The following is a 24,824-nucleotide window of genomic DNA, read 5'->3' as shown; positions in this document are numbered from 1 at the left end:
GCACTAAGCTTTGCACAGGCCCCCGAGGATCTGTCCATGAGCAAACGACTGCCCAACCTGCCCGCCTGGCAATGGCGCGGCTACCACCACAATCATCGCCATCCCACCAACCTGGTGCTGCATCTGATCGCCGTGCCGCTGTTCATCCTGGGCGCGCTGCTGGTGTTGTCGGGGCTGTTCGGGCTGGACCTGTCGCAGATCGCCGTGGGTATCATCGCATTGGTAGCCGGCCTCGGCCTGCAACGCCAGGGGCACCGCCTGGAAGCCGAGCAGCCCGAGCCTTTCACCAATCGCCAGGATGCCGTGCAGCGGCTACTCACCGAGCAGTTCATCACCTTCCCGCGCTTCGTGCTGAGCGGCGCCTGGTGGCGGGCCTGGCGCGAGCGGCACAAGCATCGCCACTGACAGAAAACATCGCGGGGCAAGCCCGCAAGCGCCATTGAACGGCGTGGGAGCGGGCTTGCCCCGCGATTGACTTGATGAAGATGGCTCAGGCGAACACGGTCACCGTCTGCCGGCTCAACGCCAGCAACTCCCCTTCCGCCGTCCACAACGCAGCGGCCGCATGCCCATAGCCATCCCTGGCGTACTCGGTCTCGACCACATAGCGGCACCAGTCGAGGGTCGACAGCTGCGGCGTGGGCTGCACGAACTCGATCGTCCAGGTCAGCGTGCTGCCGGCGGCGGGCTGCTTGAGATATGGCAGCAGGCTGGGCGGCCAGGCATCGACCAGCGCCAGCAGGTGCGCCACCCCGACCGGCTCCTCGGCGACATCACGCAGGCGTACCCAACCGCCCATATGCCGTGAGTCATTGCCACTGAACGGCAGGCCGCCCAGCGCCCAGCGAAACGCCACGTGCTGCATGAACTCCGGTGTAATGCCCTTGATGAAGGGCAGCTCCGGTGCCGCCTCGTGCAGCGGCTTCATCGGCATCGCGGCTGGCGCGTCGACCGCCACCACGGAAGGACGACCGGCACCGAAACTACCCTGCACCAGGGTCACCACCTGGCCATCCTGTACGGCGCGTCCCAGCAAGGTGCTGACCGCCTTGCCCTCGCGCAGCACTTCCACCTCCAGGCTGATCGGTACATCCGGCGCCGCCGGGCCAACGAAGGTGATGGCCAGCGAACGCACCGGGCGGTTGTCGTCGAGCTTCTGGCGCATCGCTTCGAGCACCATCGCCGCCATCAGGCCGCCGAACACCGCCCGCCCCTGGGCCCAGCCAGCCGGCACGCTGACCGCCTCGGGGTGAGCGCGCGCGGCTGTCAGCAATTCTGTGAAGTTCATGTGCCAGGGCTCCTGCGCGAAAAGAACCGATAGTAACCAGCGATCACGCCAGCCACAGCCCGCATTTCGGTCATTTACCGGGACTAACGGCGCGCCAGGGCTTTTTGCAATGCCTCGAGAGTCAGATCAGAGCGCCCCTCGGCAGCATGCAGCTCATGCTCCCAGGCCACCTTGCAGCCCGCCAGGTCGCTGTGCTCACGCACCTGCAGCAACCACTGCACGCGGTCATGCCAGTCGCCAAGATCGCCTTGCGCCTTCTTCAACAGACGCTGCAGCTTCTTGCCGGCATGCTCGAGTTGCGGGTAGGCCTCGTCCCCATAGCGAACGCGCTTGATCAGCAGGCGCAGACGATGCCGATCATGGGCCGGATCATCCAGCGCCTTGGCCAGCTTGCGCCATTGCTTCTCCAGGCGCTTGTCGATGCGCCTACGCATGCCTTGCATCAAGCCTTCGCGGTCGGCAGCACGCAAGAACAGCGGGAAGGCGTCGAGGATCGCCAGTACCCGAGTAAGCTGGGCACTGGACGCGACGCCGGCAAAGGTCCGTGCCCTTCCCTCCTGGCGGCGCTCGCCGGCCCGCACATGACCGCGCCCGACCAGTTGCGCGGCCAGCACTTCGCGGTCACGCAACGGTGTGGTGAGCGTGCCCAGTGCCCCCGCCGCTTCCTCCAACTGCTCGACACCCGGCAAGCCACGCAAGGGCCGCAACAAGCTACGCAGCCGGCGCAGGGTGGTGCGCAGGTCGTGCAGCGCCTCGCTGTCGGTATCGGCAGCGAGACGCTCGCGGCAGGCCAGCATTCCCACCTGGAGGGCCAGGACCCTGGAAACCACATGGTCGATCATGCTCGGCATGTGACGCTCCTCACTCAACGCCCGGCGCGGGACTCACGAATGTAGAAACGCGCCTTCTCGGCCTTGCGGGTGCAACCTTCAAAGCCTTCGAACTGCTGCTGGGTCTTGGCGCCGGTCAGCAGCGACAACGCCTTGGAATAGCTCACGGTGCCGGCAAAGCCTTCGGCCTTGGCCAGATCCAGTTCCTTCCAGGCGGCATCGAGCTGGGTCGCGCAACTGTCGCGATAGGCCGTCTTGCCCGCGCAGCCGGCCAGGGCCAGGGCAATCAGAGGAAGGGTGATCCAGGCTTTCATCGGTAATACCTCGAGGGTGAAAAACTAAGGTGGCCGTTCGACGGCACAGCAAACGAAAAGTGCCCTGCTCAGCGTAGTTCAGCGCGGGCTACATTGAAGCACAGGTGCCATTAGGTGCATTGTTGGACCATGGTTGCACAGCTGCAGGGGGAATAGTCATGGGCAAACGCGTGGCATTGGTACTGGGCTCCGGTGGCGCCCGAGGGTATGCGCACATCGGCGTGATCGAGGAAATCGAACGGCGCGGCTACGAGATCGCCTGCATCGCCGGTTGCTCCATGGGCGCGGTGATAGGCGGCATCTACGCCGCCGGCAAGCTCGACGAGTACCGCAGCTGGATCGAGAGCCTGGACTACCTCGACGTGCTGCGCCTGGTCGATGTCAGCTTTCGCCTGGGCGCCATTCGTGGCGACAAGGTATTCGGGCAGATTCGCAAGATCGTCGGCGAGATCAACATCGAACAGTTGCGCATTCCCTACACGGCAGTCGCCACTGACCTGACCAACCAGCAGGAAATATGGTTCCAGGAGGGCTGCCTGCACCAGGCCATGCGCGCCTCGGCGGCCATCCCCAGCCTGTTCACCCCGGTGGTGCAAGGCAATCGCATGCTGGTCGATGGCGGCATTCTCAATCCGCTGCCGATCGTCCCGGTGGTGTCCAGCCACTGCGACCTGATCATCGCCGTCAACCTCAACGCCACCAACCAGATGCAGTATCAGTTGCCGGTGATCGAGCGTCCGGCGGCGTTCAAGATGCGTTTCGACGCCTTGATCAGCTCGCTAGGGTCGCGCCTGCCGTTCCGGCGCAAGCCGGCCGAACAGCTGATCCGCCTGGAGCAGGAGATCGTCGCCGAAGGGCTCGCCGCATCCAACCCCTGGCTAGGCGAGAGCGCCGAACCGCAAGGCCAGCAGCCGGCGGCGGCGCCGCAGAGCGAAGGCGCGCCCAAGTCGGCCACCGGCTCGTTCATCGTCGACAACGTCGGCCCGGCGTCCTTGCTGGACCTGATCAACCAGAGTTTCGAAGTGATGCAGACGTCGTTGGCGCAGTACAAGATCGCCGGGTATCCGCCGGATGTGCTGATCAACGTTCCCAAGCGGGTATGCCGCTTCTTCGAGTTCTACAAGGCGCCGGAGCTGATCGCCCTGGGGCGGGAGATTGCCCGGGACACGCTGGACAATCATGAAGGGGTTCGGCGCTCCTGAGGCCATCGCGATGGCGCCATCAAGCACACAAACGAAACAGGCCGCATTAAGCGGCCTGTTTCGCGATCAGCACACGACTCAGTAGCGGGTGATGTCGGCACTGCCTTCCAGCAGCTTGCGATAGGCCGCGAAGTCCTGCGAACCGGCACGCGATGCGAGGTAGCGACGGATCTGCGCTTTCTCTTCATCGGTGGCGGCGGCACCTTCGTTGACGCCCTTCAACTGCAGGACCACCAGGCTGCCATCGCCCAGCACCACGCTGCCGTAGACCGGCTTGTCCTTGGCCGCTGGCTTGCCGAGGCGGAACACCGCCTGCAGCTCGGCCGGATCGATGCCGTCCTGGCCACGAGTGACCGCTTCATGGAGCTTCCAGCCCTGACCTTCGGCCTTGACCGAGCCATCGCGCAGGCCAGCGATCAGTTTGTCGGCCTTGGCCTTGAGTTCGGCAATCGCCTTCTCCTTGGCCAGGTGCTCGCTGATGTTCTTGGCCACGGCCTCCAACGGCAGCTGCTCGGGCTTGCGGTGCTCCTTGACGCGCACGACCACCACGGTTTCCGGGTCGAGTTCGATGGCGTTGCTGTTGGCGCCCTCTTCCAGCACCTGCTCGCTGAACGCGGCTTGGATCACCGCACGGTTGGCAGTGATGCCTTCGCCGCCCTCGCGACCGAAGGCAGCGGAGGTGTGTACCTTCAGGCCCAGATCCTGGGCCGGCTGGGCCAGGTCGGAAGCTTCGAAGGCGGTGTCTTCAAGCTGCTTGGTGGCCTCGACGAAGCGCTGCTCCACCTGCTGGGTCTTCAGCTCGTGGGTCAGTTTGTCCTTCAGGCTGGCGAAGCTCGGTACATCCGGCGCCTGCACGCCCAGCAGCTTGATCAGGTGGTAGCCGAACTCGGTGCGCACCGGTGCCGATACCTGGTCCTTGTTCAGCTTGTACAGCGCGTCCTCGAAGGCCGGGTCGTACACGCCAGGGCCGGCGAAGCCGAGGTCACCACCGGTGTTGGCCGAACCCGGGTCCTGGGAGAATTCCTTGGCCAGTTTGGCGAAGTCCTCACCCTTGTCCAGGCGCTGCTGGATCTCTTCGATGCGGGCCTTGGCCTTGGCATCGTCAGTCTTGTCGTTGACCTCGATCAGGATGTGCGCGGCATGGCGCTGCTCGCCCAGATTGGCGATTTCCTTCTCGTACAGGGCCTTGAGCTCGCCGTCGTCGACCTTGACCTGGTCGAAGAAGGCCGACTTCTTCAGCTCGAGGTAATCGATGACCACTTGATCCGGGGTCATGAATTCCTTGGCGTGCTGGTCGTAGTGCGCCTTGACCTCGTCATCGCTCACCTTGACCGCGGCCGGATCGGCCTTGAAGGTCTGCGAGGCGAAATCACGGGTCTGCTTCTCGAGGCGGGCGAAGGCCTCGACCTGCTTGTCGGTGACGAAGCTGCTGCCGGCAAGGCCGGTGCGCAGCTGGCCGATGAGCATTTCCTGGGCGAGCATCTCGCGGAACTGCATGCGGCCGTAGCCCATCTGGCGGATAACCGAATCGAAGCGCTCGGCGCTGAACTTGCCATCGACCTGGAATTCAGGCGTCTGCAGGATCAGCTGATCCAGCGCTGCCTCGGAAAAAGCGAACTTGGCGTCTTCGGCACCCTGCAACAGCAGCTTGCGATCGATCAGCCCCTTGAGCGCGGCCTCGCGCAGCATCTTCTCGTCCAACAGCGCAGGGTCGAAATCCTTGCCCAACTGTTGCATCAGCTGGCGGCGCTGCATGTCCACGGCCTGGCTCAGCTCGTTCTGGCTGATGGTCTGGCCGTTCACCTTGGCGGCGTCCTGGCTATGGCTGGCGGCCTGGAAAATGGCCTCGAAACCGGTCAACGCCATCAGTACGACGATGAGGCCGATGATGGTCTTGGCAATCCAACCTTGTGAATTGTCCCTGATATTCTGCAGCATGCGTCCCCCAGAAACGGCTGTACCACTGCGTCGACAACCGCGGAGCGTGGGTAGAATCCTGATAGAAGAAAGGCGCATCCAGTGGATGCGCCTTTTCGAAGCGAGCGTGCCAGCGGGAACGTTTGCGACCCGCCGTCACGCGGTCGGCCCTGGCGACGCCTGGGCCGGCTGAAAGACGACTTAGTTGACGGCGTCTTTCAGGCCCTTGCCAGCTTTGAAGCCAGGAACCTTGGCGGCAGCGATCTTGATGGCTGCGCCGCTTTGCGGGTTGCGGCCGGTGCGCTCAGCGCGCTCCTTGACCGAGAAAGTACCGAAACCTACCAGTACTACATCGTCACCTTGCTTAAGGGCGCCGGTGACGGATTCGATGACTGCGTCCAGCGCACGGCCGGCTACAGCTTTCGGGATGTCAGCGGATGCGGCGATAGCGTCAATCAGTTCCGACTTGTTCACTCTAAGTCCCCTTATTTCTCTATTGAGTTTGTTTCTAAGTATGTAATGAAAAGCTTATGAAACGAGCGCTGGGTGGCCTGTTGACACTGGCGTGCCGCTTTATAGCAAGGGGCCGAAAATGCTGTCAACCAAAGCCCCCCAGCGAAATACGTACTAGTGCGTGCTGATTCTTTCCTTAGCATCGCCGTCGCGCTTCTCATCTTTCGCGACAATCTCCGGAGCCACATCTGGCAAGGGCTCCGGGGCGTATTGCAGCGCAATTTGGAGGACTTCGTCAATCCATTTGACCGGTTTGATCTGAAGATCCTGTTTGATGTTTTCCGGAATCTCCTTCAAGTCCCGAACATTCTCTTCCGGAATGATCACCGTCTTGATGCCGCCACGGTGTGCCGCCAGGAGTTTTTCCTTGAGCCCGCCAATGGCCAGAACCTGGCCACGCAGGGTGATCTCACCGGTCATCGCCACATCGGCGCGAACCGGGATCTGGGTCAGGGCCGACACCAGCGCGGTGCACATGCCAATACCGGCGCTAGGGCCATCCTTGGGCGTGGCACCTTCGGGCATGTGTATGTGAACGTCGCGCTTCTCGTGGAAGTCTGCAGCGATCCCCAGGCTTTGAGCGCGGCTGCGCACCACCGTCTGCGCGGCAGTGATCGACTCGACCATGACGTCGCCGAGCGAACCGGTCTTGATCAATTGCCCCTTGCCGGGAATGACTACGGCCTCGATGGTCAGCAGTTCGCCACCGACCTGGGTCCAGGCAAGGCCGGTGACCTGGCCGATCTGGTCCTGCTGCTCGGCCAGGCCATAGCGGAACTTGCGCACGCCCAGCAACTGCTCCAGCTGCTCGCCGGTCACCTTGACCTTCACCTGTTTGGCGCCGGTGTGCTCCTTGACCACCTTGCGGCAGACCTTGGCGATCTGGCGCTCCAGACCACGCACGCCGGCCTCGCGGGTGTAGTAACGGATGATGTCGCGGATGGCCGAAACGTCGACCTCCAGCTCATCCTTCTTCAAACCATTGGCCTTGACCTGCTTGGGCACCAGGTACTTGACCGCGATGTTGATCTTCTCATCCTCGGTGTAGCCCGGCAGCCGGATGACTTCCATGCGGTCAAGCAGCGCCGGCGGGATGTTCATCGAGTTCGAGGTGCACAGGAACATCACGTCCGAGAGGTCGTAGTCGACCTCCAGATAGTGGTCGTTGAAGTTGTGGTTCTGCTCGGGGTCGAGCACCTCAAGCAACGCCGAGGCCGGGTCGCCGCGCATGTCGCTGCCCATCTTGTCGATCTCGTCGAGCAGGAACAGCGGATTGCGTACACCGACCTTGGTCATTTTCTGAATCAGACGACCGGGCATCGAACCGATGTAGGTACGACGGTGACCACGGATCTCGGCTTCGTCACGCACGCCCCCCAGGGCCATGCGCACGAACTTGCGGTTGGTGGCGGCGGCGATCGACTCGGCCAGCGAGGTCTTGCCCACGCCAGGTGGACCGACCAGGCACAGCACCGGGCCACGGATCTTCTTCACCCGCTTCTGCACGGCGAGATACTCGAGGATGCGTTCCTTGACCTCTTCCAGGCCGTAGTGGTCCGCGTCGAGGATCTCCTCGGCCTTGGTCAGGTCCAGGCGCACCTTGCTCTGGGCCTTCCACGGCACCTGCACCAGCCAGTCGAGGTACGAGCGCACCACGGTGGCTTCGGCCGACATCGGCGACATCTGCTTGAGCTTGTTCAGCTCGGCCTGGGCCTTGGCCAGGGCATCCTTGGGCAGGCCTGCGGCGTCGATGCGCTTTTTCAGCTCCTCGACTTCGTTGTGACCTTCGTCGCCATCGCCGAGCTCCTTCTGAATGGCCTTCATCTGCTCATTCAGGTAGTACTCGCGCTGGCTGCGCTCCATCTGCTTCTTCACGCGACCACGGATGCGCTTCTCGACCTGCAGCAGGTCGATCTCCGCATCGAGCAGCGCCAGCACGTGCTCGACACGCGCCTGCAGCTCGACGATCTCGAGGATCTCCTGCTTCTGCTCGATCTTCAACGCCATGTGCGCGGCCATGGTATCGACCAGGCGGCCAGGCTCTTCGATGCTGTTGAGCGACGACAACACTTCGGCCGGGACTTTCTTGCCCAGTTGCACGTATTGCTCGAACTGCGACAGCAAGGTGCGCACGAAGACCTCGGACTCGCGCTCGGCGGTCTCGACTTCGTCGATCAGGCTGACTTCGGCACGGATATGGCCATCGACTTCGTTGAAGCGCTCGACAGCGCCACGCTGCTCACCCTCGACCAGCACCTTGACGGTGCCATCGGGCAGCTTGAGCAGTTGCAAGACGGTGGCGACGGTGCCCACGCGATACAGGGCGTCTTCGCCTGGATCGTCGTCGGCAGGATTCTTCTGGGCCAGCAGGAGGATCTGCTTCTCGCCCGTCATCGCGGCCTCGAGGGCCTCGATGGACTTCTCACGCCCCACGAACAGTGGGATGACCATGTGCGGATAGACGACAACGTCACGCAATGGCAAAAGAGGCAAGTCGAGGGTGGTCTTCATGATTTCGCCTCTACAGCGGCCATGTGGCCGGAAACCGTTGGAAATGGTGCTTGGGGCTAATGTGGGGGCAGCCCTGGGAAATTACAAGCGCCCAGGCCATGAAATGCAAAAAGGGGCCCAAAAGGCCCCTTCCTGTTGCTACCCCGTTCCCGATCAGGCGTCGGGAGCGGCCTTGGCTTGCGGCTCGCTGTTCTCGTAGATCAGCAGCGGCTGCGAAGAGCCTTCGATGACGCTCTCGTCGATCACCACCTTGCTGACATCCTTCTGCGAAGGGATCTCGTACATGGTGTCGAGCAGCACGCCCTCGAGGATCGAACGCAGGCCACGGGCGCCGGTCTTGCGCTCCAGGGCCTTGCGCGCGACGGCCTTGAGCGCATCACTGCGGAACTCGAGGTCGACGCTTTCCATCTCGAACAGCTTGGCGTATTGCTTGGTCAGCGCGTTCTTCGGCTCGGTGAGGATCTGCATCAGCGCAGCCTCGTCCAGCTCGTCCAGCGTCGCCAGAACCGGCAGACGGCCCACGAACTCCGGAATCAGGCCGAACTTGACCAGATCGTCCGGCTCGACCTCACGCAGCGACTCGCCGACCTTCTTGCCCTCTTCCTTGCTGCGCACTTCGGCACTGAAACCGATGCCGCCCTTGGTGGAGCGGTTCTGGATGACCTTTTCCAGGCCAGAGAACGCGCCACCGCAGATGAACAGGATGTTGCGGGTATCGACCTGCAGGAACTCCTGTTGCGGGTGCTTGCGACCGCCTTGCGGCGGTACCGAGGCAACGGTGCCCTCGATCAGCTTCAACAGCGCCTGCTGCACGCCCTCGCCCGAGACGTCACGGGTGATGGACGGGTTGTCCGACTTGCGCGAGATCTTGTCGATCTCGTCGATGTAGACAATGCCCATCTGGGCCTTTTCCACATCGTAGTCGCACTTCTGCAGCAGTTTCTGAATGATGTTCTCGACGTCCTCACCAACATAACCGGCTTCGGTCAAGGTGGTGGCATCGGCAATGGTGAACGGTACGTTCAGCAGGCGCGCGAGTGTCTCGGCCAGCAGCGTCTTGCCCGAGCCGGTCGGCCCGATCAGCAGGATGTTGCTCTTGCCCAGTTCGACTTCGTCGCCCTTCTTGTCACGCTGGTTCAGGCGCTTGTAGTGGTTGTACACCGCTACTGCCAGCACCTTTTTCGCGCGTTCCTGACCAATGACGTACTGGTCCAGGATACCGCTGATTTCTTTCGGCGAGGGTAGCTTGTGCGCGTTGCTCTCGGCCTGGGCTTCCTGCACCTCCTCACGGATGATGTCGTTGCACAGGTCGACGCACTCGTCGCAGATAAATACCGAGGGGCCGGCAATCAACTTGCGCACTTCGTGCTGGCTTTTGCCGCAGAAGGAGCAATAGAGCAATTTGCCGTTGTCCTCGCCGTTACGGGTGTCAGTCATTCGATCGATCCAATCCGGTAGGCTTGAAACACAAGATGAAGGCAATCGCTGGCTTTTTCAAGTCCGCGGGTAGGCGCATTCTGCACCCACCCGCCCTGGCGCATTGCTTCAGGATGCCAGTTGCCGCTTGTCGTAGACCGAGTCGATCAGGCCGTACTCGGCCGCGCGCGCAGCGCTCATGAAGTTGTCACGCTCGGTGTCGCGCTTGATGGTTTCCAGCGGCTGGCCGGTGTGATGGGCCAGCAGCTCGTTCAGGCGCGCCTTGATGTTGAGGATTTCCTGGGCGTGGATCTCGATATCGGTCGCCTGGCCCTGGAAGCCGCCCAGCGGCTGGTGAATCATCACCCGCGAGTTGGGCAGGCAGTGGCGCTTGCCGGCGGCACCTGCCGCGAGCAGGAAGGCGCCCATGCTGCAGGCCTGGCCAATGCAGATGGTCGAGACGTCCGGCTTGATGAACTGCATGGTGTCGTAGATCGACATGCCAGCGGTCACCGAGCCGCCTGGGGAGTTGATGTAAAGATGGATATCCTTGTCCGGGTTTTCCGCCTCAAGGAACAGCAGTTGCGCCACTACCAGGTTGGCCATGTAGTCCTCTACAGGGCCGACCAGGAAGATCACGCGCTCCTTCAGGAGGCGCGAATAGATGTCGTAGGCGCGTTCGCCACGGGCGGACTGCTCGATAACCATCGGGACCAGGCCGCCCGCGGCCTGGATGTCAGAGCTCTGCTGAATATAAGAATTGCGGGACATGTCCTGCGCTCACTCCCAAATAGTCATGGCTTGAATACGCACAAGCCAGCGCGAAGGCTGGCTTGTGGGGGTTTCCTACGAGAGTAGCCTGTTACTCAGCGTCGGCAGCTGCCTGGGCTGGTTTCACGGCTTCTTCGTACGAGACCGATTTGTCGGTCACAGTCGCTTTCTGCAGGACAGTATCTACAACTTGTTCTTCCAGTACAACCGAACGCACTTCGTTCAGCTGCTGGTCGTTCTTGTAGTACCAGGCGATGACCTGCTCAGGCTCCTGGTAGGCCGAGGCCATCTCTTCGATGACTTCGCGAACCTTGGCTTCGTCCGGCTTCAGGTCGAACTGCTTGACCACTTCGGCAACGATCAGGCCCAGGACCACGCGGCGCTTGGCCTGCTCTTCGAACATCTCGGCTGGCAGTTGCTCAGGCTTGATGTTGCCACCGAACTGCTGAACGGCCTGCACGCGCAGACGGTTGACTTCGTTTTCCACCAGGGCCTTCGGCACGTCGACCGGGTTGGCGGCGAGCAGACCGTCCATGACCTGGTTCTTGACCTTGGTCTTGATGGCCTGGCGCAGTTCACGCTCCATGTTCTTGCGAACTTCGGCGCGGAAGCCTTCCAGGGTCGACTCCTTGATGCCGAACTGGGCGAAGAAGGCTTCGTTCAGCTCTGGCAGCACAGGGGCAGAAACGCTGTTGACAGTAATGGTGAACTCAGCAGCCTTACCGGCCAGATCCAGGTTCTGGTAGTCCTCTGGGAAGGTCACGTTGACCACGCGCTCTTCGCCAGCCTTGGCGCCAACCAGACCTTCTTCGAAGCCTGGGATCATGCGGCCGGAGCCCAGCACCAGCTGGGTGCCCTTGGCCGAACCACCGGCGAAGGCTTCACCGTCGATCTTGCCGACGAAGTCGATGTTGACCTGGTCGTCGTTCTGCGCGGCGCGCTCGACGGCCTCGAAGCGGGTGTTCTGCTTGCGCAGGACTTCCAGCATGTTGTCCAGGTCGGCGTCAGCCACTTCGGCGCTCAGGCGCTCGACGGCGATCGAGTCGAAACCGGCAACGGTGAACTCAGGGAAGACTTCGAAGATGGCGACGAACTCGAGGTCCTTGCCTTTTTCGAACGACTTTGGCTCGACGGCAGGCGCGCCGGCCGGGTTCAGCTTCTGCTCGACGATGGCTTCGTAGAAGGACGCCTGGACCAGGTCACCGAAGGCTTCCTGACGGGCATCGGCCTCGAAACGCTGGCGAATCACGCTCATCGGCACCTTGCCCGGGCGGAAGCCCGCGATCTTGGCGCGCTTGGCAGTCTGCTGCAGACGCTTGTTGACTTCGTTCTCGACGCGCTCGGCCGGAACGGCGATGGTCATGCGGCGCTCGAGAGCGGAAGTGTTTTCAACAGAAACTTGCATGGATATTCCTCGTTGCACAGACGTTAGCCGGCGATAACCCGACTCCAGAATCAAGGGCGAACATTCTAGTGACTCGCGCACCAGAAGTCACCCCACCCGGATTGTCGGCGAAACACGCCGGTCGATTTCCCTGGAAGGCCCGCACGACGGGGCGTCGAGCCTATTCATATAACGACCGCGCGCCACCTCGAATGCCGCGCAGTTGTAAAACCTTGTCAAACAAACAACAGCCTGGGCGATCGCCAGTTTTATTGCGGCTCGATATCGTTGAACTGGCAGTATTCTTCCCAAGCCAGGCCCAACGCCTCGGCCACCTCGCGGTGCACTTCCAGGCGCATGGCCTGCAACTGCTCCGGCGACTCGGCGATCAACTGCAACGCGTACTCCCAGGGCTGGACACCCTGCTCCTGGGCTGCATCCTCGAACGCCCACTCGATCTGCTGGGCCTGCTCGCGGGCATCCAGCTCACGGATTTCTTCGAGCAACTGCGGATTGGCCTCGGCAAAACGCTGCAGCGCCAGGGCCTGGCGCGCCTCTTTTGCAATCATTTGCGCTACTCCTCTGGCAGCCTGTTCGGCCAGGCATTCAACCGGCTGAAATCTAACAGCTTTTATCGCCTGACCACCAGTAGCCACAGGCACCGGATGACAGAAACAAAAAAGGCGCCCGATCATTCGATCCGGGCGCCTTCTGAAAATATGGGGTGGACGATGGGAATCGAACCCACGACAACCGGAATCACAATCCGGCGCTCTACCAACTGAGCTACGCCCACCATAATGCAGTGTTGCGGTACAGCCTTACAGAAACATGGTGCGGACGAAGAGACTCGAACTCTTACAGCTTGCGCCGCTGGAACCTAAATCCAGTGTGTCTACCAATTTCACCACGTCCGCATAAAACGCTTAGAACAAGGGCGCCGGATCATTCAATCGAGGCGCCCCTGAAAAATCTGGGGTGGACGATGGGAATCGAACCCACGACAACCGGAATCACAATCCGGCGCTCTACCAACTGAGCTACGCCCACCATAACGCGTTACTGCTTACTTGCCCGAGCCTAATGGCGCACCCGGCAGGACTCGAACCTGCGACCATCCGCTTAGAAGGCGGATGCTCTATCCAGCTGAGCTACGGGCGCTTAAGCTTCCAGCCAAACCGAACAAGCGAATCACTTATTCTGCCCGGCTTTGCCAACCCGTGCCAGGCAGTGCCCGACAAGTGCGGCGAATCTTATAGGCGACCCTGAGAGGCGTCAACACCTTTCGCAAAAAAATTTAAATTATTGAAGGGGTTAGGGGATTTGCCCGACCACCCGCCTTTGCCCTTGGGCCATGTCGTGCGAGAATGTGGGCTTCTTATATATGTTCCCTTCTCGATGGTTAATCACGCGTCTATGACTGCACACCTTATCGATGGCAAGGCGATCGCCGCCAACCTGCGCCAGCAGATCGCCCAACGTGTCGCCGAGCGCCGCCAGCAGGGCCTGCGCACGCCAGGCCTGGCGGTGATCCTGGTCGGCAGCGACCCGGCCTCCCAAGTCTATGTCTCGCACAAGCGCAAGGACTGTGAAGAGGTCGGCTTCATTTCCCAGGCGTTCGACCTGCCCAGCGATACCACGCAGCAAGCCCTGGCCGATCTGATCGACCGGCTCAACGACGACCCGGCAGTCGACGGTATTCTCCTGCAACTGCCGCTGCCGGAGCACCTGGACGCCTCGCTGCTGCTCGAGCGCATCCGCCCGGACAAGGACGTGGACGGTTTCCACCCCTACAACATCGGCCGCCTGGCCCAGCGCATCCCGCTGCTGCGCCCCTGCACCCCGAAAGGCATCATGACCCTGCTGCACAGCACCGGCCAGGACCTGTACGGCATGAACGCGGTGATCGTCGGCGCATCCAACATCGTCGGCCGGCCAATGGCCATGGAGCTGCTGCTGGCCGGCTGCACCGTCACCGTCTGCCACCGTTTCACCAAGGACCTGCCCGGCCATGTCGGCCGTGCCGACCTGGTGGTGGTCGCTGCCGGCAAGCCGGGGCTGGTCAAGGGTGAGTGGGTCAAGGAAGGCGCCATCGTCATCGACGTCGGCATCAACCGCCAGGAAGACGGCAAGCTGGTTGGCGACGTGGTCTACGAGACCGCCCTGCCCCGGGCCGGCTGGATCACCCCGGTGCCGGGCGGCGTGGGCCCGATGACCCGGGCATGCCTGCTGGAGAACACCCTGTATGCGGCTGAAGAGCTGCACAAGTAATACTGTGTTCCGGCAATAAAGAAAACGGCGCCCTTCGAGGCGCCGTTTCTCTTTGACTCCCCCACCATAGCTGCATACAGCCGATTCGGCTGCCATCCCATCCACTTCAGCTGTTTCTGGCTGCTCCCCACTCACGCTTCAGCCGGGATTTCTTCCCGATCCCCCCGACAATGGTCACACAGCCCACCCGCGGATGCGTGCCCAATGCAAACAACAAATACCGTCCTCATGATTCGCCCGGCGCGGTTCGCCTTCAACCCCGACACCGCCGCCAACAACCGCTTCCAGCAAGCGCCGCTGGACCCAGAGACCGCCAGCGCAAAGGCCCTGGAAGAGTTCGACGGCTACGTCGACTGCCTGCGCCAGCACGGCGTCGACGTACTGGTGGTACAGGACACCCCCGAACCTCATACCCCTGACTCGATCTTCCCCAACAACTGCTGGAGCAGCCATGCCGACGGCAGCCTGGTGCTCTACCCGATGGAGGGCAAGAACCGCCGCCTGGAACGCAGCAAGGGCGTACTGGGCGTGCTGAGCGAGCGCTTCGCCATCCAGCGCACCGTCGACCTGAGCCCGCTGGAACAGCAGAATCTGTTCCTCGAAGGCACCGGCAGCATGGTCCTGGACCGTGAGCACCGCATCAGCTACGCCTGTCACTCCGGGCGCACCCACGAACGCGCCCTGCGCCAGTTCGCCGAGCACCTGGACTACCGCCTGTGCCTGTTCCACGCCGTGGACCGCCAGCAGGCGCCGATCTACCACAGCAACGTGATGATGAATGTCGGCCGCCAGCTCGCCGTGGCCTGCCTCGATGCCCTGCCCCACCCAGACGAACGCCGTGCACTGGAGCACTCGCTGCGCGACACCGACAAGCAAGTGCTGGCGCTGAACTTCGATCAGCTGGAGAACTTCGCCGGCAACATGCTCGAGGTCCACGACCGTGACGGCCGCTCGCTGCTGGTGATGTCGCGCAGCGCCTGGCGCTCGCTCGATGCGCAGCAGCGCCGCCAGGTCGAACGCCACAGCCATCCGCTGGTGGTGAACATCGACCATATCGAACGCATCGGCGGCGGCAGCGCCCGCTGCATGCTCGCCGAAATCCACCTGCCCTCGCGCCACTGACCCGTCAAGGAGAACCATCATGACCCGCTACATCGACGTAAATGACCTCGCCCGCCTGGTCAACCGCAAGGGCCTGCCCACCTGTCTGGCCGAGATGGCCGAATACATCCGCCAGGACTACCTGCGCTGGCACGACTTCGAGAAATGCGCGCGCCTGGCCAACCACTCGCCGGACGGTGTGATCGAACTGATGCCGGTGTCCGACGCCAGCCTGTACGCCTTCAAATACGTCAACGGCCACCCGAAGAACACCCACAACGGCCTGCTCACCGTGATGGCCTTCGGCGCCCTGGGCGATGTCGATACCGGCGCGCCGGTGCTGCTCAGCGAGATGACCCTGACCACCGCCATCCGTACCGCCGCCACTTCGGCCCTGGCCGCCCGCTACCTGGCGCGCCCGGACAGCAAGCGCATGGCGCTGATCGGCAACGGCTCGCAAAGCGAGTTCCAGGCCATCGCCTTCCATACCCTGCTGGGCATCGAGGAGATCCACCTGTTCGACATCGACCGCAAGGCTTCGGAGAAACTGGCAGCCAACCTGGCCGGCTACCCGCAACTGAAGCTGACCATCGCCGGCAACGTGGCCGAGGCAGTGCGCGGGGCCGACATCGTCACCACGGTTACCGCCGACAAGGCCTACGCCACCATCCTCACCCCGGAACTGATCGAACCGGGCATGCACCTCAATGCCGTGGGCGGCGACTGCCCGGGCAAGACCGAACTGCACCGCGACATCGTCGAGCGTGCCCGGGTGATCGTCGAGTACGAACCGCAGAGCCGGATCGAAGGCGAGATCCAGCAGATGCCCGCCAACTCACCGACCACCGAGTTCTGGCAGGTGGTCGAGGGCAGCGCCGCAGGCCGCGAGAACGTCGGGCAAGTCACGTTGTTCGACTCGGTCGGCTTCGCCCTGGAGGACTACTCGGCGCTGCGCTATGTACTCGACGTGGCCCGCGCCCTGGACATCGGGCACGACATTGCGCTGGTGCCTGAACTCGAGAACCCGAAGGACCTGTTTGCCTTGCTGCAGCCAAAAGGGCGTGAGCGCAAGGCCAGTGCTGCCTGACCTTACACGCGGGGCCGCTTGGCGGCCCCAATGACCGAAACGGCTGTCGCACATCCATAAATCTTTGTCGGAACAGCCGTTTCGGCTGCAAGTGGCCCACTAACAGCCGAATCCGGCCTCCCACGCGCTGGCAAACGACACAAAAAACCTGTCTATCTCGCGCATTCTGAGCGCGACCCATGAGTCACTGACGGACCTACACGCATCAACCGCCCTACTACCAATAACAACACCCAGGGACCCAAGACCATGTTCTCCATGCGAAAACGCCTCGGCGTGCTGCTGTTCTCGTTGTGTGCCACCAGCGTTGCCCAGGCCAAGGAGTGGACCGAGATCCGCTTCGGCGTCTTCCCCGAATACCCACCTTTCGAATCCGTCGCCGCCGATGGCAGCCTGCAAGGCTTCGACATCGACCTGGGCAATGCCATCTGCGCCAAGCTGCAGGTCAAGTGCACCTGGGTGCACAACGAGTTCGACGGCATGATCCCGGCCCTGCGCGCCCGCAAGTTCGACGCCATCATGTCGTCCATGGCCGTCACCCCGGCACGCCTGAAGCAGATCGACTTCACCAGCCGCCTGTTCCTCAGCCCCACCTCGGTGATCGTGCGCAAGTCGGCCGACTTCGGCGACACCACCGAATCGCTCAAGGGCAAGCAGGTCGGTGTGCTCCAGGGCTCTTTGCAGGAAGCCTACGCCCGCGCCGTGCTGGCGCCGCAGGGCGCGCAGGTCAAGGCCTACCAGAGCCAGGACCAGAACTACGCCGACCTGATCAATGGCCGCCTCGACGCCACCGTCACCGACAAGCTCGAAGCCCAGCTCAACTTCCTCTCCAAGCCCGAAGGTGCCGACTTCAAGAGCGGCCCGGCGATCAAGGACCCAACCTTGCCGCTGGACATCGCCATGGGCCTGCGCAAGAACGATCCCGAACTCAAGGCCCTGCTCGACAAGGGCATCGCCATGATCCATGCCGACGGCACCTACGCCGAGATCCAGAAGAAGTATGTCGGCGACGTGGATATCTACAACGAGTGACCTAATGCGCCGATCGCGGGGCAAACCCGCTCCCACGGGTTGACGACTGCGTGGGAGCGGCGATGCGGCGACCCGACTTGCCCCGCGACGGCCTCCCCGCGAGATCCTGTCATGAACGACCTCCTCTCTCACGGCCTGCAAGGCTTCGGCCCGCTGCTGGCCCAGGGCACCTGGATGACCCTCAAGCTGGCCCTGCTGTCACTGGCGCTCAGCCTCGCACTGGGTCTGATCGGCGCCAGCGCCAAGCTGTCGCGATCAAGGCTGCTGCGTCTTCCGGCCACCCTCTACACCACGCTGATCCGCAGCGTTCCCGACCTGGTGTTGATCCTGCTGATCTTCTACAGCATGCAGATCTGGCTCAACGACCTGACCGAGATGCTGGGCTGGAACTATGTCGAAATCGACCCGTTCAGCGCCGGCGTGGTCACCCTGGGCTTCATCTACGGCGCCTACTTCACCGAGAACTTGCGCGGCGCCATCCTCAGCGTACCCGCCGGGCAACTGGAGGCCGCCACCGCCTATGGCCTGAGCCGGGCACAGCGGTTTCGACTGGTGCTGTTCCCGCAGCTGATGCGCTTCGCCCTGCCGGGACTGGGCAACAACTGGCTGGTGTTGCTCAAGTCCACCGCGCTGGTGTCGATCATCGGCCTGGCCGACCTGGTCAAGGCCGCGCAGAACGCCGGCAAGACCACCAATGACATGCTGTTCTTCCTGTGCCTGGCGGGCCTGGTCTACCTGGTCATCACCACCTTGTCCAACCGCCTGCTCAAGCACCTCGAGCGGCGCTACAACACCGGCATCAAGGAGCTGGCGCGATGATCGAACTCCTTCAGGAATACGGCCTGGCCTATCTCTACAGCGATGGCACCGGCCTCTCGGGCCTGGCCATGACCCTCTGGCTGTTCCTGGCCAGCATGGTGCTGGGCTTCGCCTTGTCGCTACCCCTGGCCTTGGCGCGCACCTCGCGTCATGCCTGGCTGCGCCTGCCGGTACAACTGTACACCTTCGTGTTCCGCGGCACGCCGCTCTATATCCAGCTGCTGATCTGCTACACCGGGCTCTACAGCCTGCAGGTGGTGCGCGACCATGCCCTGCTCGACCAGTTTTTCCGCAACGCACTCAACTGCACCTTATTGGCGTTCGTGCTCAACACCTGTGCCTACACCGTGGAAATCTTCGCCGGGGCCATCCGCAACCTGCCCGCCGGCGAGCTGGAGGCGGCCCAGGCCTATGGCTTGCGCGGCTGGAGGCTCAACCTGTTCCTGGTGCTGCCCGCCGCCCTGCGCCGCTCGCTGCCGACCTACAGCAACGAGCTGATCCTGATGCTGCATGCCACTTCGCTGGCCTTCACCGCCACCGTCGCCGACATCCTCAAGGTGGCCCGTGACGCCAACGCCGCGACCTTCCTGACCTTCCAGGCCTTCGGCGTGGCCGCCCTGCTGTACATGCTGCTGTCCTTCGCCCTGGTCGGCCTGTTCCGCGTGGCCGAACGGCGCTGGATGCGCTTCCTTGACCCTGTACGAGGCTGAAAACATGACTGCTACCGCACTACCACTTTCCACCTTCGCCCAGGCTCCAAGGGCGCACGCCCATACTGGCGCGATCAAGCTCAGCGTCGAGGGCCTGCACAAGCACTACGGCGAGCACCAGGTGCTCAAGGGCGTCTCGCTGCAGGCGCGCAAGGGCGACGTGATCAGCCTGATCGGCGCCAGCGGCTCGGGCAAGAGCACCTTCCTGCGCTGCATCAACTTCCTCGAGCAGCCCAATGCCGGCAGCATCACCCTCGACGGCCAGACCCTGGAGATCCACCCCGGCACCCGCACCCCGCCACCGGCCCAGTTGCAGAACCTGCGCACGCGTCTGGCCATGGTGTTCCAGCACTTCAACCTGTGGAGCCACCTGACCGTGCTGGAAAACATTTGCCTGGCGCCACGCAAGGTGCTGGGGATCAGCGCCAGCGAAGCCGAGGCGCGGGCGCGCAAGTACCTGGACAAGGTCGGCCTGCCGGCCCGCGCCGCCGAGCAGTATCCGGCGTTTCTCTCCGGCGGCCAGCAACAGCGCGTGGCCATCGCCCGGGCGCTGGCCATGGAGCCGGAAATCATCCTGTTCGACGAGCCCACCTCGGCACTCGACCCGGAGCTGGTCGGCGAAGTGCTCAAGGTGATACAGACGCTCGCCGAGGAAGGACGTACCATGCTCATGGTCACCCATGAAATGGGGTTTGCCCGCCAGGTATCGAGCCAGGTGCTGTTCCTGCACCAGGGCCTGGTCGAGGAAAGCGGCAGCGCCGAGATCCTCGACCGGCCACAGAGCGAGCGCCTGCGGCAGTTCCTCTCCAACCGCCTCAAGTGAAGTCACGCCGCATATGGATACCAAGGCCATCACCCCTGCCGCCACACCGCTGGATCGCATCGATGAAGCGATCATCGACGTGCTGCGCCACCACGGAAGGATCACCTATGAAAAGCTCTCCACCCTCGTGCACCTGACCCCCAGGCCCTGCCTGGAGCGTGTGCGCAAGCTGGAGCGGCGCGGAGTGATCCGCGGATATGGGGCAATCATCGACCTGCAGCAGGTCTCCCCGGGGTTGTCGCTGCTGGTACTGGTGGCCTTGTCCAACCAGAGCGGGCGCTCGGCGCAGCGGGCCTTCGAAGCCACCGTGCGCACCTGCCCGCAGGTCTACGAGTGCCAGCTGATCAGCGGGCACCTCGACTACAGCCTGCGCATGCGCTGCCGCGACATGGAGCACTACCGGGTGCTGACCGAGACCTGGATGAACAACGACGAGCTGCATATCGACAAACTGGTGGCGCATCCGGAGCTGGCGGCGGTGAAGAGCACGGCGCCCATGACCTGAACGGGTGCTATCCATGTAGCCCCGGCCAGGCGCGCACCACCAGGCTCGCTATTCTTTTCATGCATGAAGCAGCAGCGATCCCTCGCTAACTGCTTCCCCCGCCTCGCCTGGGTGGCATTGCGTAAAGGTTCGACCTGAGCGCCGGACGCTTCAACCACCGCGTACCGGTCGCGCTCGAACGGGTTGACGGCGCTCTGCTGAAAGCACGGGTTCGCCAATGACCAATTTCACGAGAATCATCAAACCGCCTTCCGCCGCCGATAGACAGACCGGCGCCTTCGCTCAGGAGAACTCTTGCCACTGTACAGGTGGGCGGTAATCGGTCACCCACCTTGCCAACTCATCCGCCGGCATGGGGCGGGAAATGCCATACCCCTGAGCCAGCTCGCACCCCAGTTCCATCAGTATCCGGCCATGCTCGACACTCTCCACCCCTTCGGCGATCACCTCACGCCCGAACGCCCGCGCAAGCCCGATCACCGCGCCGGTCAGGGCCAGGTCGTCATGGTCATGCAGGATGTCGCGCACGAAGGACTTGTCGATCTTGATGGTCTGCGCCGGCAGGCGCTTGAGGTAGCTCAGCGAGGAGTAGCCGGTGCCGAAGTCATCCAGGGAAAATCGCACGCCCAATGCACGGCAGGCATCCAGGCAGCGGCCGACCCGCGGCAGGTTGTCGATCGCCACCGACTCGACGATCTCCAGGTCCAGGCGCGCTGGCGACACCCCGGGATGGCGCGCCAGCAAGCGCTCCAGGCGCTGGGCGAAGTCACCGCGCTGCAACTGGCGGGCGGCGATGTTGACGCTCAGTGACCAATCGCGTCCGGACAGCTGCCACTGCTGCAACTGGGTCAAAGCCTGGTCGATGACCCATTCGCCCAGCTCGACGATCAGGTCGGTCTGCTCCACAAAGGGCAGGAACTCCCCCGGCGGTACCGGCCCCTTGGAGGGGTGCATCCAGCGCAGCAAGGCTTCGAAACCGATCACTTGTCCGCTGCGCATGTTCACCTTCGGCTGGTAGTGCAGGCACAGCTCGCCCTGGCGAAGGGCCTGGCGCACCCGCGCCACGGTCTGGTGGGTGGCCTTGAGCTCAAGTTCCTGGGACACGTCGAACAGGTGGTAGCGATTGCGTCCGCGCTGCTTGGCCACATACATGGCCTGGTCGGCGTGGCGCACGAGGGTGTCGGCATCCTCGTCGTCCTGCGGGAACAGGGTGACACCAATGCTCGCGCTCAGGCTCAACGGCTGCTCGCGTACCGTGTAGGGCGCGGCCAGCGCCTGGAGAATGCGCCGTAACGCGGCATCCAGCTGCTGCGGACCTTCGATATGCCGCAGGATCAGCACGAACTCGTCCCCTGACAGGCGCGCCACGGCATCACCGCCACGCAGGATGTGCTGCAGGCGTTGGGCGACCTCCACCAGCAGCAGGTCGCCAGTGGCATGGCCATAGCCATCGTTGACCGCCTTGAAACCATCGAGGTCGAGCATGCATACCGCCAGGGGAATGCTTTCGCGGCGAGAGAACGCCAGGGCTTGGTTGAGCAGGTCGGACAAATAGGCGCGGTTGGGTAGCCCGGTCAGCACGTCGTGCCCCACGCGCCACTGCAGGGTGTGCAACAACTGACGCTTCTCGGTGACGTCGAAGCGGATCGACACATACTTGCGCACCTTGCCGGTCTGCGGGTCGATCAGCGGTACCATGGTGCTGTCCACCCAGTACAGCGAGCCGTCCTTGGCCCGGTTGCAGATTTCGCCCTTCCATACCCGGCCAGCTGCCAAGGCGCGCCACATCTCGAGGAAGAAGGTCGGCTCGTGCAGCCCGGAATTGAGGATGCGATGGTTGGCACCCAGCAGCTCCTCGCGGCTATAGCCTGAGATGCTGCAGAACTGCTGGTTGACGTAGGTAATGCAACCGCGCAAATCGGTTTCGGAAAAGATCGCGGCCGCATCGACAGCCGCGCGGTAATTGTCGTCCATAAGCCTCGCAACCTAGCGGTTGAAGCGTTCCACCAGGGCGCGCAGCCCGGCGCACACCTGCTCGAGCTCCGCGCCGCGCACGGCGGCGGCATTGGCGCGGTGCGCGCTCTGCTGGACCGTGCCCGCCACCCCATTGATTTGCCGCGAGACATCCTCGGCAACGCTGGATTGCTCATGCGAAGCAGCGGCCATCTGCTGACTCATGTCACTGATGCGCTGCACGGCGTGGCGGATGCCCTGCAACGCTTCCTGAGTCAGGGCGACCTGGGTCACGCCCTGTTGCGCGCCCTCGATACCCTGGCTGGCGATGCTCACCGCCTGCTCGGCGCCACCGCGCAAACTGTCGATGATCGACTGGATATGCAGCGTGGATTGGCGGGTTTTGTCAGCCAGGGCCCGCACTTCGTCGGCGACCACCGCAAAGCCACGGCCCTGCTCCCCGGCGCGGGCAGCTTCAATGGCGGCGTTGAGCGCCAACAGGTTGGTCTGCTCAGCAATGGCGCGGATCATCCCGGCCGCCTCGGCGATGGCGCCGGTCTGACCGGCCAGATCGTTGACCGCCTGGTTGATCTGCCCGACCGTACCGGCCAGGCTCTGGATCGCAGCCCCCGTGGCGTCGGCCACCTGGCTGCCCTGCCCGGCCAGCAGGTGCGCGGTCTGCGCCTGCTCGGCGGTGAGTTGAACGTGGCCAGCAACCTCGCCGATCGAGGCCGCCATCTCAGTCATGGCGGTGGCGGTCAGGTCAGTCTCGGCACGCTGTTCCAGCAACGCCGATTCGGTGCTGCGTGAAAGCCGCCCGGCATCCTGGGCGGCGCCGGCCATCTGCGCGGCAAGGTCGCTCAAACGAGTCAGCGCGGTCTTCAGGCGCGCCTCCTCGCTGACCAGGATCAACTCCAACTGCCCGGCGGCGCCCGGCAGGTCACTGTAGGTCAAGGCCGCAACCGGGTCGCTGAAGGCGTTGTCGGCCACCCGGACGATGCGCTGCAAGTGCAGCCCCATGCGGCCATGCGCCCACAGCCCGACGCCGGCGAACAACGCCAAGGTCAAGCCCTGTGCAGGTAGATCTGGGAGCAGCTGGTGGCCGGCAATGGCCAGGGTCCCAGCCAACACTGGCAGCACCATGGCCCGGCCGAGCAATGCCACACGCCGGGCCGGCGACAGCGCTGCCTTGCCGTCGCGCAGCCGGGCATACAACGCCTCGGCACGGGCCACCTGCTCCCGGGTCGGGCGCACACGCACCGACTCGTAGCCGATCACCTGGCCATTCTCGAGCATCGGCGTGACGTAGGCGTTGACCCAATAGAAGTTGCCGTTGCGGCAACGGTTCTTGACGATGCCCATCCAGCTGTGGCCCGCCTTGAGGTACTGCCACATCCGTTCGAACACCGCCTCTGGCATGTCCGGATGGCGCACCAGGTTGTGCGGGCTGCCGATCAGCTCTTCCTGGCTAAAGCCGCTGATGGCGGCGAACTCGGCGTTGCAATAGGTAATCAGGCTGGCCGTGTCGGTGGCCGAAATGAGCCGCTGGTGCTCGGGAAAACTTTGCTCGACCGGATTCACCGGCAGGTTTTGACGCACGACAAGACTCCCTTCATACACCGCCCGACACGCGGCCTGACAGAAGGCCAGCGGCGCCGGAACCGTTCATCCTGGATCAGTTCCAATTTCCGACACCGCTTGCACGCGGGCCGGTGGATGACCGGATCACCCTGGATGACTACTTGAATGACTGATCAATCAAAGTGGCGAATTCTACGAATTCCATCACATTTTGCAAATAAAGGTGATGAATCATGGCGTTGCGCTATATCGACATATATCGTTAAGTGCTTGATTCTAAATGGGAATTAAGCGATGACGAGAACAGGTCTAGGTCCTGCCCTGCGCCGCTACCGCAAACTGGCAGGCTTCACTCAGGCACAACTGGGCGAGCGAACCGGCTTCGACCCCAAGACCATCAGCCGTTTCGAAACCGGCACTTATACCCCCAGCATCGAGTCACTGATAAGTTTTGCCGAGGCGTTGGGGGTCAAGCCGAAAGTGTTCTTCAGCGACCCCGATGACGAAGATGAACAACGCGCCTATCTTTTCGGCGTCATCCACAGTGCCCCCCCAAGGACCTCGGCAAGCTGATCGCAGCCGTCGATCAGGTGCTCGCCAAGCTGTGAAATCCCCCGCGCACCACCCTAGAGCAGATTGCCTATCACTGCACCATAACTGGTCAGACCGGTAAGGCCAAAAAACCTTGCATTATGCGGAAAATCGGCGTTTTATAGCCCACGCAGTGAACAAACCGGTAAGACCACAATAATTAAGTCCTGCACTCTTTCGCTCCGTGTGGCTTGGGGGGCAAGGA

22 protein-coding genes, 4 tRNA genes and 2 pseudogenes are annotated in these 24,824 nt (G+C 63.0%); 11 read left to right on the top strand and 17 right to left on the bottom strand.

Going from position 1 to position 24,824, the window contains the following annotated elements:
• Nucleotides 1-36 precede the first annotated feature (36 nt).
• Entirely contained in the window at nucleotides 37-405 is a 369-nt protein-coding gene (locus tag C3F42_RS27030; protein ID WP_023629735.1) for an Mpo1-like protein, read from the top strand.
• A gap of 85 nt (nucleotides 406-490) precedes the next feature.
• Here the strand turns inward: C3F42_RS27030 and C3F42_RS27025 are convergent, their stop codons facing one another.
• The 3 genes from C3F42_RS27025 to C3F42_RS27015 all read right to left on the bottom strand — a co-directional run bounded on the left by C3F42_RS27025 (nucleotide 491) and on the right by C3F42_RS27015 (nucleotide 2,432).
• Entirely contained in the window at nucleotides 491-1,288 is a 798-nt protein-coding gene (locus C3F42_RS27025; RefSeq protein ID WP_094011288.1) for an acyl-CoA thioesterase II, read from the bottom strand.
• A gap of 83 nt (nucleotides 1,289-1,371) precedes the next feature.
• Nucleotides 1,372-2,139: a CHAD domain-containing protein gene (locus C3F42_RS27020; RefSeq protein ID WP_094011287.1), complete on the bottom strand. Its 768-nt coding sequence runs from the start codon at nucleotides 2,137-2,139 to the stop codon at nucleotides 1,372-1,374.
• A gap of 14 nt (nucleotides 2,140-2,153) precedes the next feature.
• Nucleotides 2,154-2,432: a hypothetical protein gene (locus C3F42_RS27015; RefSeq protein WP_046854892.1), complete on the bottom strand. Its 279-nt coding sequence runs from the start codon at nucleotides 2,430-2,432 to the stop codon at nucleotides 2,154-2,156.
• A 158-nt stretch (nucleotides 2,433-2,590) separates the two neighbouring features.
• Between C3F42_RS27015 and C3F42_RS27010 the strand changes: the two genes are divergently transcribed.
• Nucleotides 2,591-3,634 carry a patatin-like phospholipase family protein gene (locus C3F42_RS27010; protein ID WP_046854891.1) on the top strand — a complete coding sequence of 348 codons (1,044 nt, stop codon included), beginning with the start codon at nucleotides 2,591-2,593 and terminating at the stop codon, nucleotides 3,632-3,634.
• A 78-nt stretch (nucleotides 3,635-3,712) separates the two neighbouring features.
• On the opposite strand, the gene C3F42_RS27005 is transcribed toward C3F42_RS27010, so the two are convergent.
• The 11 genes from C3F42_RS27005 to C3F42_RS26955 form a co-directional block, all read right to left on the bottom strand.
• Nucleotides 3,713-5,572, bottom strand: coding sequence for a SurA N-terminal domain-containing protein (locus tag C3F42_RS27005; protein ID WP_094011286.1), 1,860 nt, complete (start codon nucleotides 5,570-5,572; stop codon nucleotides 3,713-3,715).
• A 180-nt stretch (nucleotides 5,573-5,752) separates the two neighbouring features.
• Nucleotides 5,753-6,025, bottom strand: coding sequence for an HU family DNA-binding protein (locus C3F42_RS27000; protein ID WP_094011285.1), 273 nt, complete (start codon nucleotides 6,023-6,025; stop codon nucleotides 5,753-5,755).
• A gap of 153 nt (nucleotides 6,026-6,178) precedes the next feature.
• Nucleotides 6,179-8,575 (bottom strand): endopeptidase La, encoded by a 2,397-nt coding sequence (gene lon / locus C3F42_RS26995; RefSeq protein ID WP_046854889.1) that lies wholly within the window; start codon nucleotides 8,573-8,575, stop codon nucleotides 6,179-6,181.
• Between the two features lie 153 nt (nucleotides 8,576-8,728).
• Entirely contained in the window at nucleotides 8,729-10,012 is a 1,284-nt protein-coding gene (gene clpX / locus C3F42_RS26990) for an ATP-dependent Clp protease ATP-binding subunit ClpX (RefSeq protein WP_031314790.1), read from the bottom strand.
• Nucleotides 10,013-10,120: 108 nt separating this feature from the next.
• Nucleotides 10,121-10,762, bottom strand: coding sequence for an ATP-dependent Clp endopeptidase proteolytic subunit ClpP (clpP, locus tag C3F42_RS26985; RefSeq protein WP_023629742.1), 642 nt, complete (start codon nucleotides 10,760-10,762; stop codon nucleotides 10,121-10,123).
• Nucleotides 10,763-10,853: 91 nt separating this feature from the next.
• Nucleotides 10,854-12,167, bottom strand: a complete 1,314-nt coding sequence (tig, locus tag C3F42_RS26980; protein ID WP_094011284.1) for a trigger factor — start codon at nucleotides 12,165-12,167, stop codon at nucleotides 10,854-10,856.
• Between the two features lie 248 nt (nucleotides 12,168-12,415).
• Complete coding sequence (locus C3F42_RS26975; RefSeq protein ID WP_023629743.1) at nucleotides 12,416-12,715, bottom strand: DUF6388 family protein; 300 nt, start codon at nucleotides 12,713-12,715, stop codon at nucleotides 12,416-12,418.
• A gap of 151 nt (nucleotides 12,716-12,866) precedes the next feature.
• A tRNA-His gene (locus C3F42_RS26970) sits at nucleotides 12,867-12,942 on the bottom strand.
• A gap of 36 nt (nucleotides 12,943-12,978) precedes the next feature.
• Nucleotides 12,979-13,063: transfer RNA gene (locus C3F42_RS26965), tRNA-Leu, on the bottom strand.
• Nucleotides 13,064-13,120: 57 nt separating this feature from the next.
• Nucleotides 13,121-13,196 (bottom strand) — tRNA-His (locus C3F42_RS26960).
• A 34-nt stretch (nucleotides 13,197-13,230) separates the two neighbouring features.
• Nucleotides 13,231-13,307, bottom strand: a tRNA-Arg gene (locus tag C3F42_RS26955).
• Nucleotides 13,308-13,562: 255 nt separating this feature from the next.
• On the opposite strand from C3F42_RS26955, the gene folD reads away from it, so the two are divergent.
• The 8 genes from folD (at nucleotide 13,563) to C3F42_RS26915 (ending at nucleotide 20,494) form a co-directional block, all read left to right on the top strand.
• Nucleotides 13,563-14,417 (top strand): bifunctional methylenetetrahydrofolate dehydrogenase/methenyltetrahydrofolate cyclohydrolase FolD, encoded by an 855-nt coding sequence (gene folD / locus C3F42_RS26950; protein WP_023629744.1) that lies wholly within the window; start codon nucleotides 13,563-13,565, stop codon nucleotides 14,415-14,417.
• Between the two features lie 204 nt (nucleotides 14,418-14,621).
• On the top strand, nucleotides 14,622-15,539 hold the full coding sequence (gene ctlX / locus C3F42_RS26945) for a citrulline utilization hydrolase CtlX (protein WP_031314792.1): 918 nt from the start codon (nucleotides 14,622-14,624) through the stop codon (nucleotides 15,537-15,539).
• A gap of 19 nt (nucleotides 15,540-15,558) precedes the next feature.
• Nucleotides 15,559-16,605, top strand: coding sequence for an ornithine cyclodeaminase (locus C3F42_RS26940; RefSeq protein WP_094011283.1), 1,047 nt, complete (start codon nucleotides 15,559-15,561; stop codon nucleotides 16,603-16,605).
• Between the two features lie 249 nt (nucleotides 16,606-16,854).
• Nucleotides 16,855-17,637, top strand: coding sequence for an ABC transporter substrate-binding protein (locus tag C3F42_RS26935; RefSeq protein ID WP_038706451.1), 783 nt, complete (start codon nucleotides 16,855-16,857; stop codon nucleotides 17,635-17,637).
• A gap of 111 nt (nucleotides 17,638-17,748) precedes the next feature.
• Nucleotides 17,749-18,456, top strand: coding sequence for an ABC transporter permease (locus C3F42_RS26930; protein WP_094011282.1), 708 nt, complete (start codon nucleotides 17,749-17,751; stop codon nucleotides 18,454-18,456).
• Nucleotides 18,453-19,166 (top strand): ABC transporter permease, encoded by a 714-nt coding sequence (locus C3F42_RS26925; RefSeq protein ID WP_023629748.1) that lies wholly within the window; start codon nucleotides 18,453-18,455, stop codon nucleotides 19,164-19,166. The genes C3F42_RS26930 and C3F42_RS26925 overlap by 4 nt, the downstream gene beginning before the upstream one ends.
• A 4-nt stretch (nucleotides 19,167-19,170) precedes the next feature.
• Nucleotides 19,171-19,989: an ABC transporter ATP-binding protein gene (locus tag C3F42_RS26920; protein WP_244891319.1), complete on the top strand. Its 819-nt coding sequence runs from the start codon at nucleotides 19,171-19,173 to the stop codon at nucleotides 19,987-19,989.
• 13 nt (nucleotides 19,990-20,002) lie between these two features.
• Nucleotides 20,003-20,494, top strand: a complete 492-nt coding sequence (locus C3F42_RS26915; RefSeq protein WP_104445115.1) for an Lrp/AsnC family transcriptional regulator — start codon at nucleotides 20,003-20,005, stop codon at nucleotides 20,492-20,494.
• Nucleotides 20,495-20,776: 282 nt separating this feature from the next.
• On the opposite strand, the gene C3F42_RS26910 is transcribed toward C3F42_RS26915, so the two are convergent.
• The 3 genes and pseudogenes from C3F42_RS26910 to C3F42_RS30415 form a co-directional block, all read right to left on the bottom strand.
• Nucleotides 20,777-22,468, bottom strand: a complete 1,692-nt coding sequence (locus C3F42_RS26910) for a bifunctional diguanylate cyclase/phosphodiesterase (protein WP_094011280.1) — start codon at nucleotides 22,466-22,468, stop codon at nucleotides 20,777-20,779.
• Nucleotides 22,469-22,480: 12 nt separating this feature from the next.
• Nucleotides 22,481-23,590, bottom strand: coding sequence for a methyl-accepting chemotaxis protein (locus C3F42_RS26905; protein WP_371920600.1), 1,110 nt, complete (start codon nucleotides 23,588-23,590; stop codon nucleotides 22,481-22,483).
• 174 nt (nucleotides 23,591-23,764) lie between these two features.
• A pseudogene (locus C3F42_RS30415) lies at nucleotides 23,765-24,028 on the bottom strand (PAS domain-containing protein); the annotation flags it as partial.
• A 294-nt stretch (nucleotides 24,029-24,322) separates the two neighbouring features.
• Between C3F42_RS30415 and C3F42_RS26900 the strand changes: the two are divergent.
• Nucleotides 24,323-24,636, top strand: a pseudogene (locus C3F42_RS26900) (helix-turn-helix domain-containing protein).
• Nucleotides 24,637-24,824 lie beyond the last annotated feature (188 nt).

This window comes from Pseudomonas sp. PONIH3 (assembly GCF_002934345.1).
GTDB lineage: Bacteria > Pseudomonadota > Gammaproteobacteria > Pseudomonadales > Pseudomonadaceae > Aquipseudomonas > Aquipseudomonas soli.
This window is presented reverse-complemented; position numbering and strand designations above follow the sequence as displayed.

Coding starts and splice junctions, on each gene's coding strand:
- C3F42_RS27030 (WP_023629735.1), top strand. CDS start 37: ATGAGCAAACGACTGCCCAACCTGCCCGCCTGGCAATGGCGCGGCTAC.
- C3F42_RS27025 (WP_094011288.1), bottom strand. CDS start 1,288: ATGAACTTCACAGAATTGCTGACAGCCGCGCGCGCTCACCCCGAGGCG.
- C3F42_RS27020 (WP_094011287.1), bottom strand. CDS start 2,139: ATGCCGAGCATGATCGACCATGTGGTTTCCAGGGTCCTGGCCCTCCAG.
- C3F42_RS27015 (WP_046854892.1), bottom strand. CDS start 2,432: ATGAAAGCCTGGATCACCCTTCCTCTGATTGCCCTGGCCCTGGCCGGC.
- C3F42_RS27010 (WP_046854891.1), top strand. CDS start 2,591: ATGGGCAAACGCGTGGCATTGGTACTGGGCTCCGGTGGCGCCCGAGGG.
- C3F42_RS27005 (WP_094011286.1), bottom strand. CDS start 5,572: ATGCTGCAGAATATCAGGGACAATTCACAAGGTTGGATTGCCAAGACC.
- lon (WP_046854889.1), bottom strand. CDS start 8,575: ATGAAGACCACCCTCGACTTGCCTCTTTTGCCATTGCGTGACGTTGTC.
- clpX (WP_031314790.1), bottom strand. CDS start 10,012: ATGACTGACACCCGTAACGGCGAGGACAACGGCAAATTGCTCTATTGC.
- clpP (WP_023629742.1), bottom strand. CDS start 10,762: ATGTCCCGCAATTCTTATATTCAGCAGAGCTCTGACATCCAGGCCGCG.
- tig (WP_094011284.1), bottom strand. CDS start 12,167: ATGCAAGTTTCTGTTGAAAACACTTCCGCTCTCGAGCGCCGCATGACC.
- C3F42_RS26975 (WP_023629743.1), bottom strand. CDS start 12,715: ATGATTGCAAAAGAGGCGCGCCAGGCCCTGGCGCTGCAGCGTTTTGCC.
- folD (WP_023629744.1), top strand. CDS start 13,563: ATGACTGCACACCTTATCGATGGCAAGGCGATCGCCGCCAACCTGCGC.
- ctlX (WP_031314792.1), top strand. CDS start 14,622: ATGCAAACAACAAATACCGTCCTCATGATTCGCCCGGCGCGGTTCGCC.
- C3F42_RS26940 (WP_094011283.1), top strand. CDS start 15,559: ATGACCCGCTACATCGACGTAAATGACCTCGCCCGCCTGGTCAACCGC.
- C3F42_RS26935 (WP_038706451.1), top strand. CDS start 16,855: ATGTTCTCCATGCGAAAACGCCTCGGCGTGCTGCTGTTCTCGTTGTGT.
- C3F42_RS26930 (WP_094011282.1), top strand. CDS start 17,749: ATGAACGACCTCCTCTCTCACGGCCTGCAAGGCTTCGGCCCGCTGCTG.
- C3F42_RS26925 (WP_023629748.1), top strand. CDS start 18,453: ATGATCGAACTCCTTCAGGAATACGGCCTGGCCTATCTCTACAGCGAT.
- C3F42_RS26920 (WP_244891319.1), top strand. CDS start 19,171: ATGACTGCTACCGCACTACCACTTTCCACCTTCGCCCAGGCTCCAAGG.
- C3F42_RS26915 (WP_104445115.1), top strand. CDS start 20,003: ATGGATACCAAGGCCATCACCCCTGCCGCCACACCGCTGGATCGCATC.
- C3F42_RS26910 (WP_094011280.1), bottom strand. CDS start 22,468: ATGGACGACAATTACCGCGCGGCTGTCGATGCGGCCGCGATCTTTTCC.
- C3F42_RS26905 (WP_371920600.1), bottom strand. CDS start 23,590: ATGGTGCTGCCAGTGTTGGCTGGGACCCTGGCCATTGCCGGCCACCAG.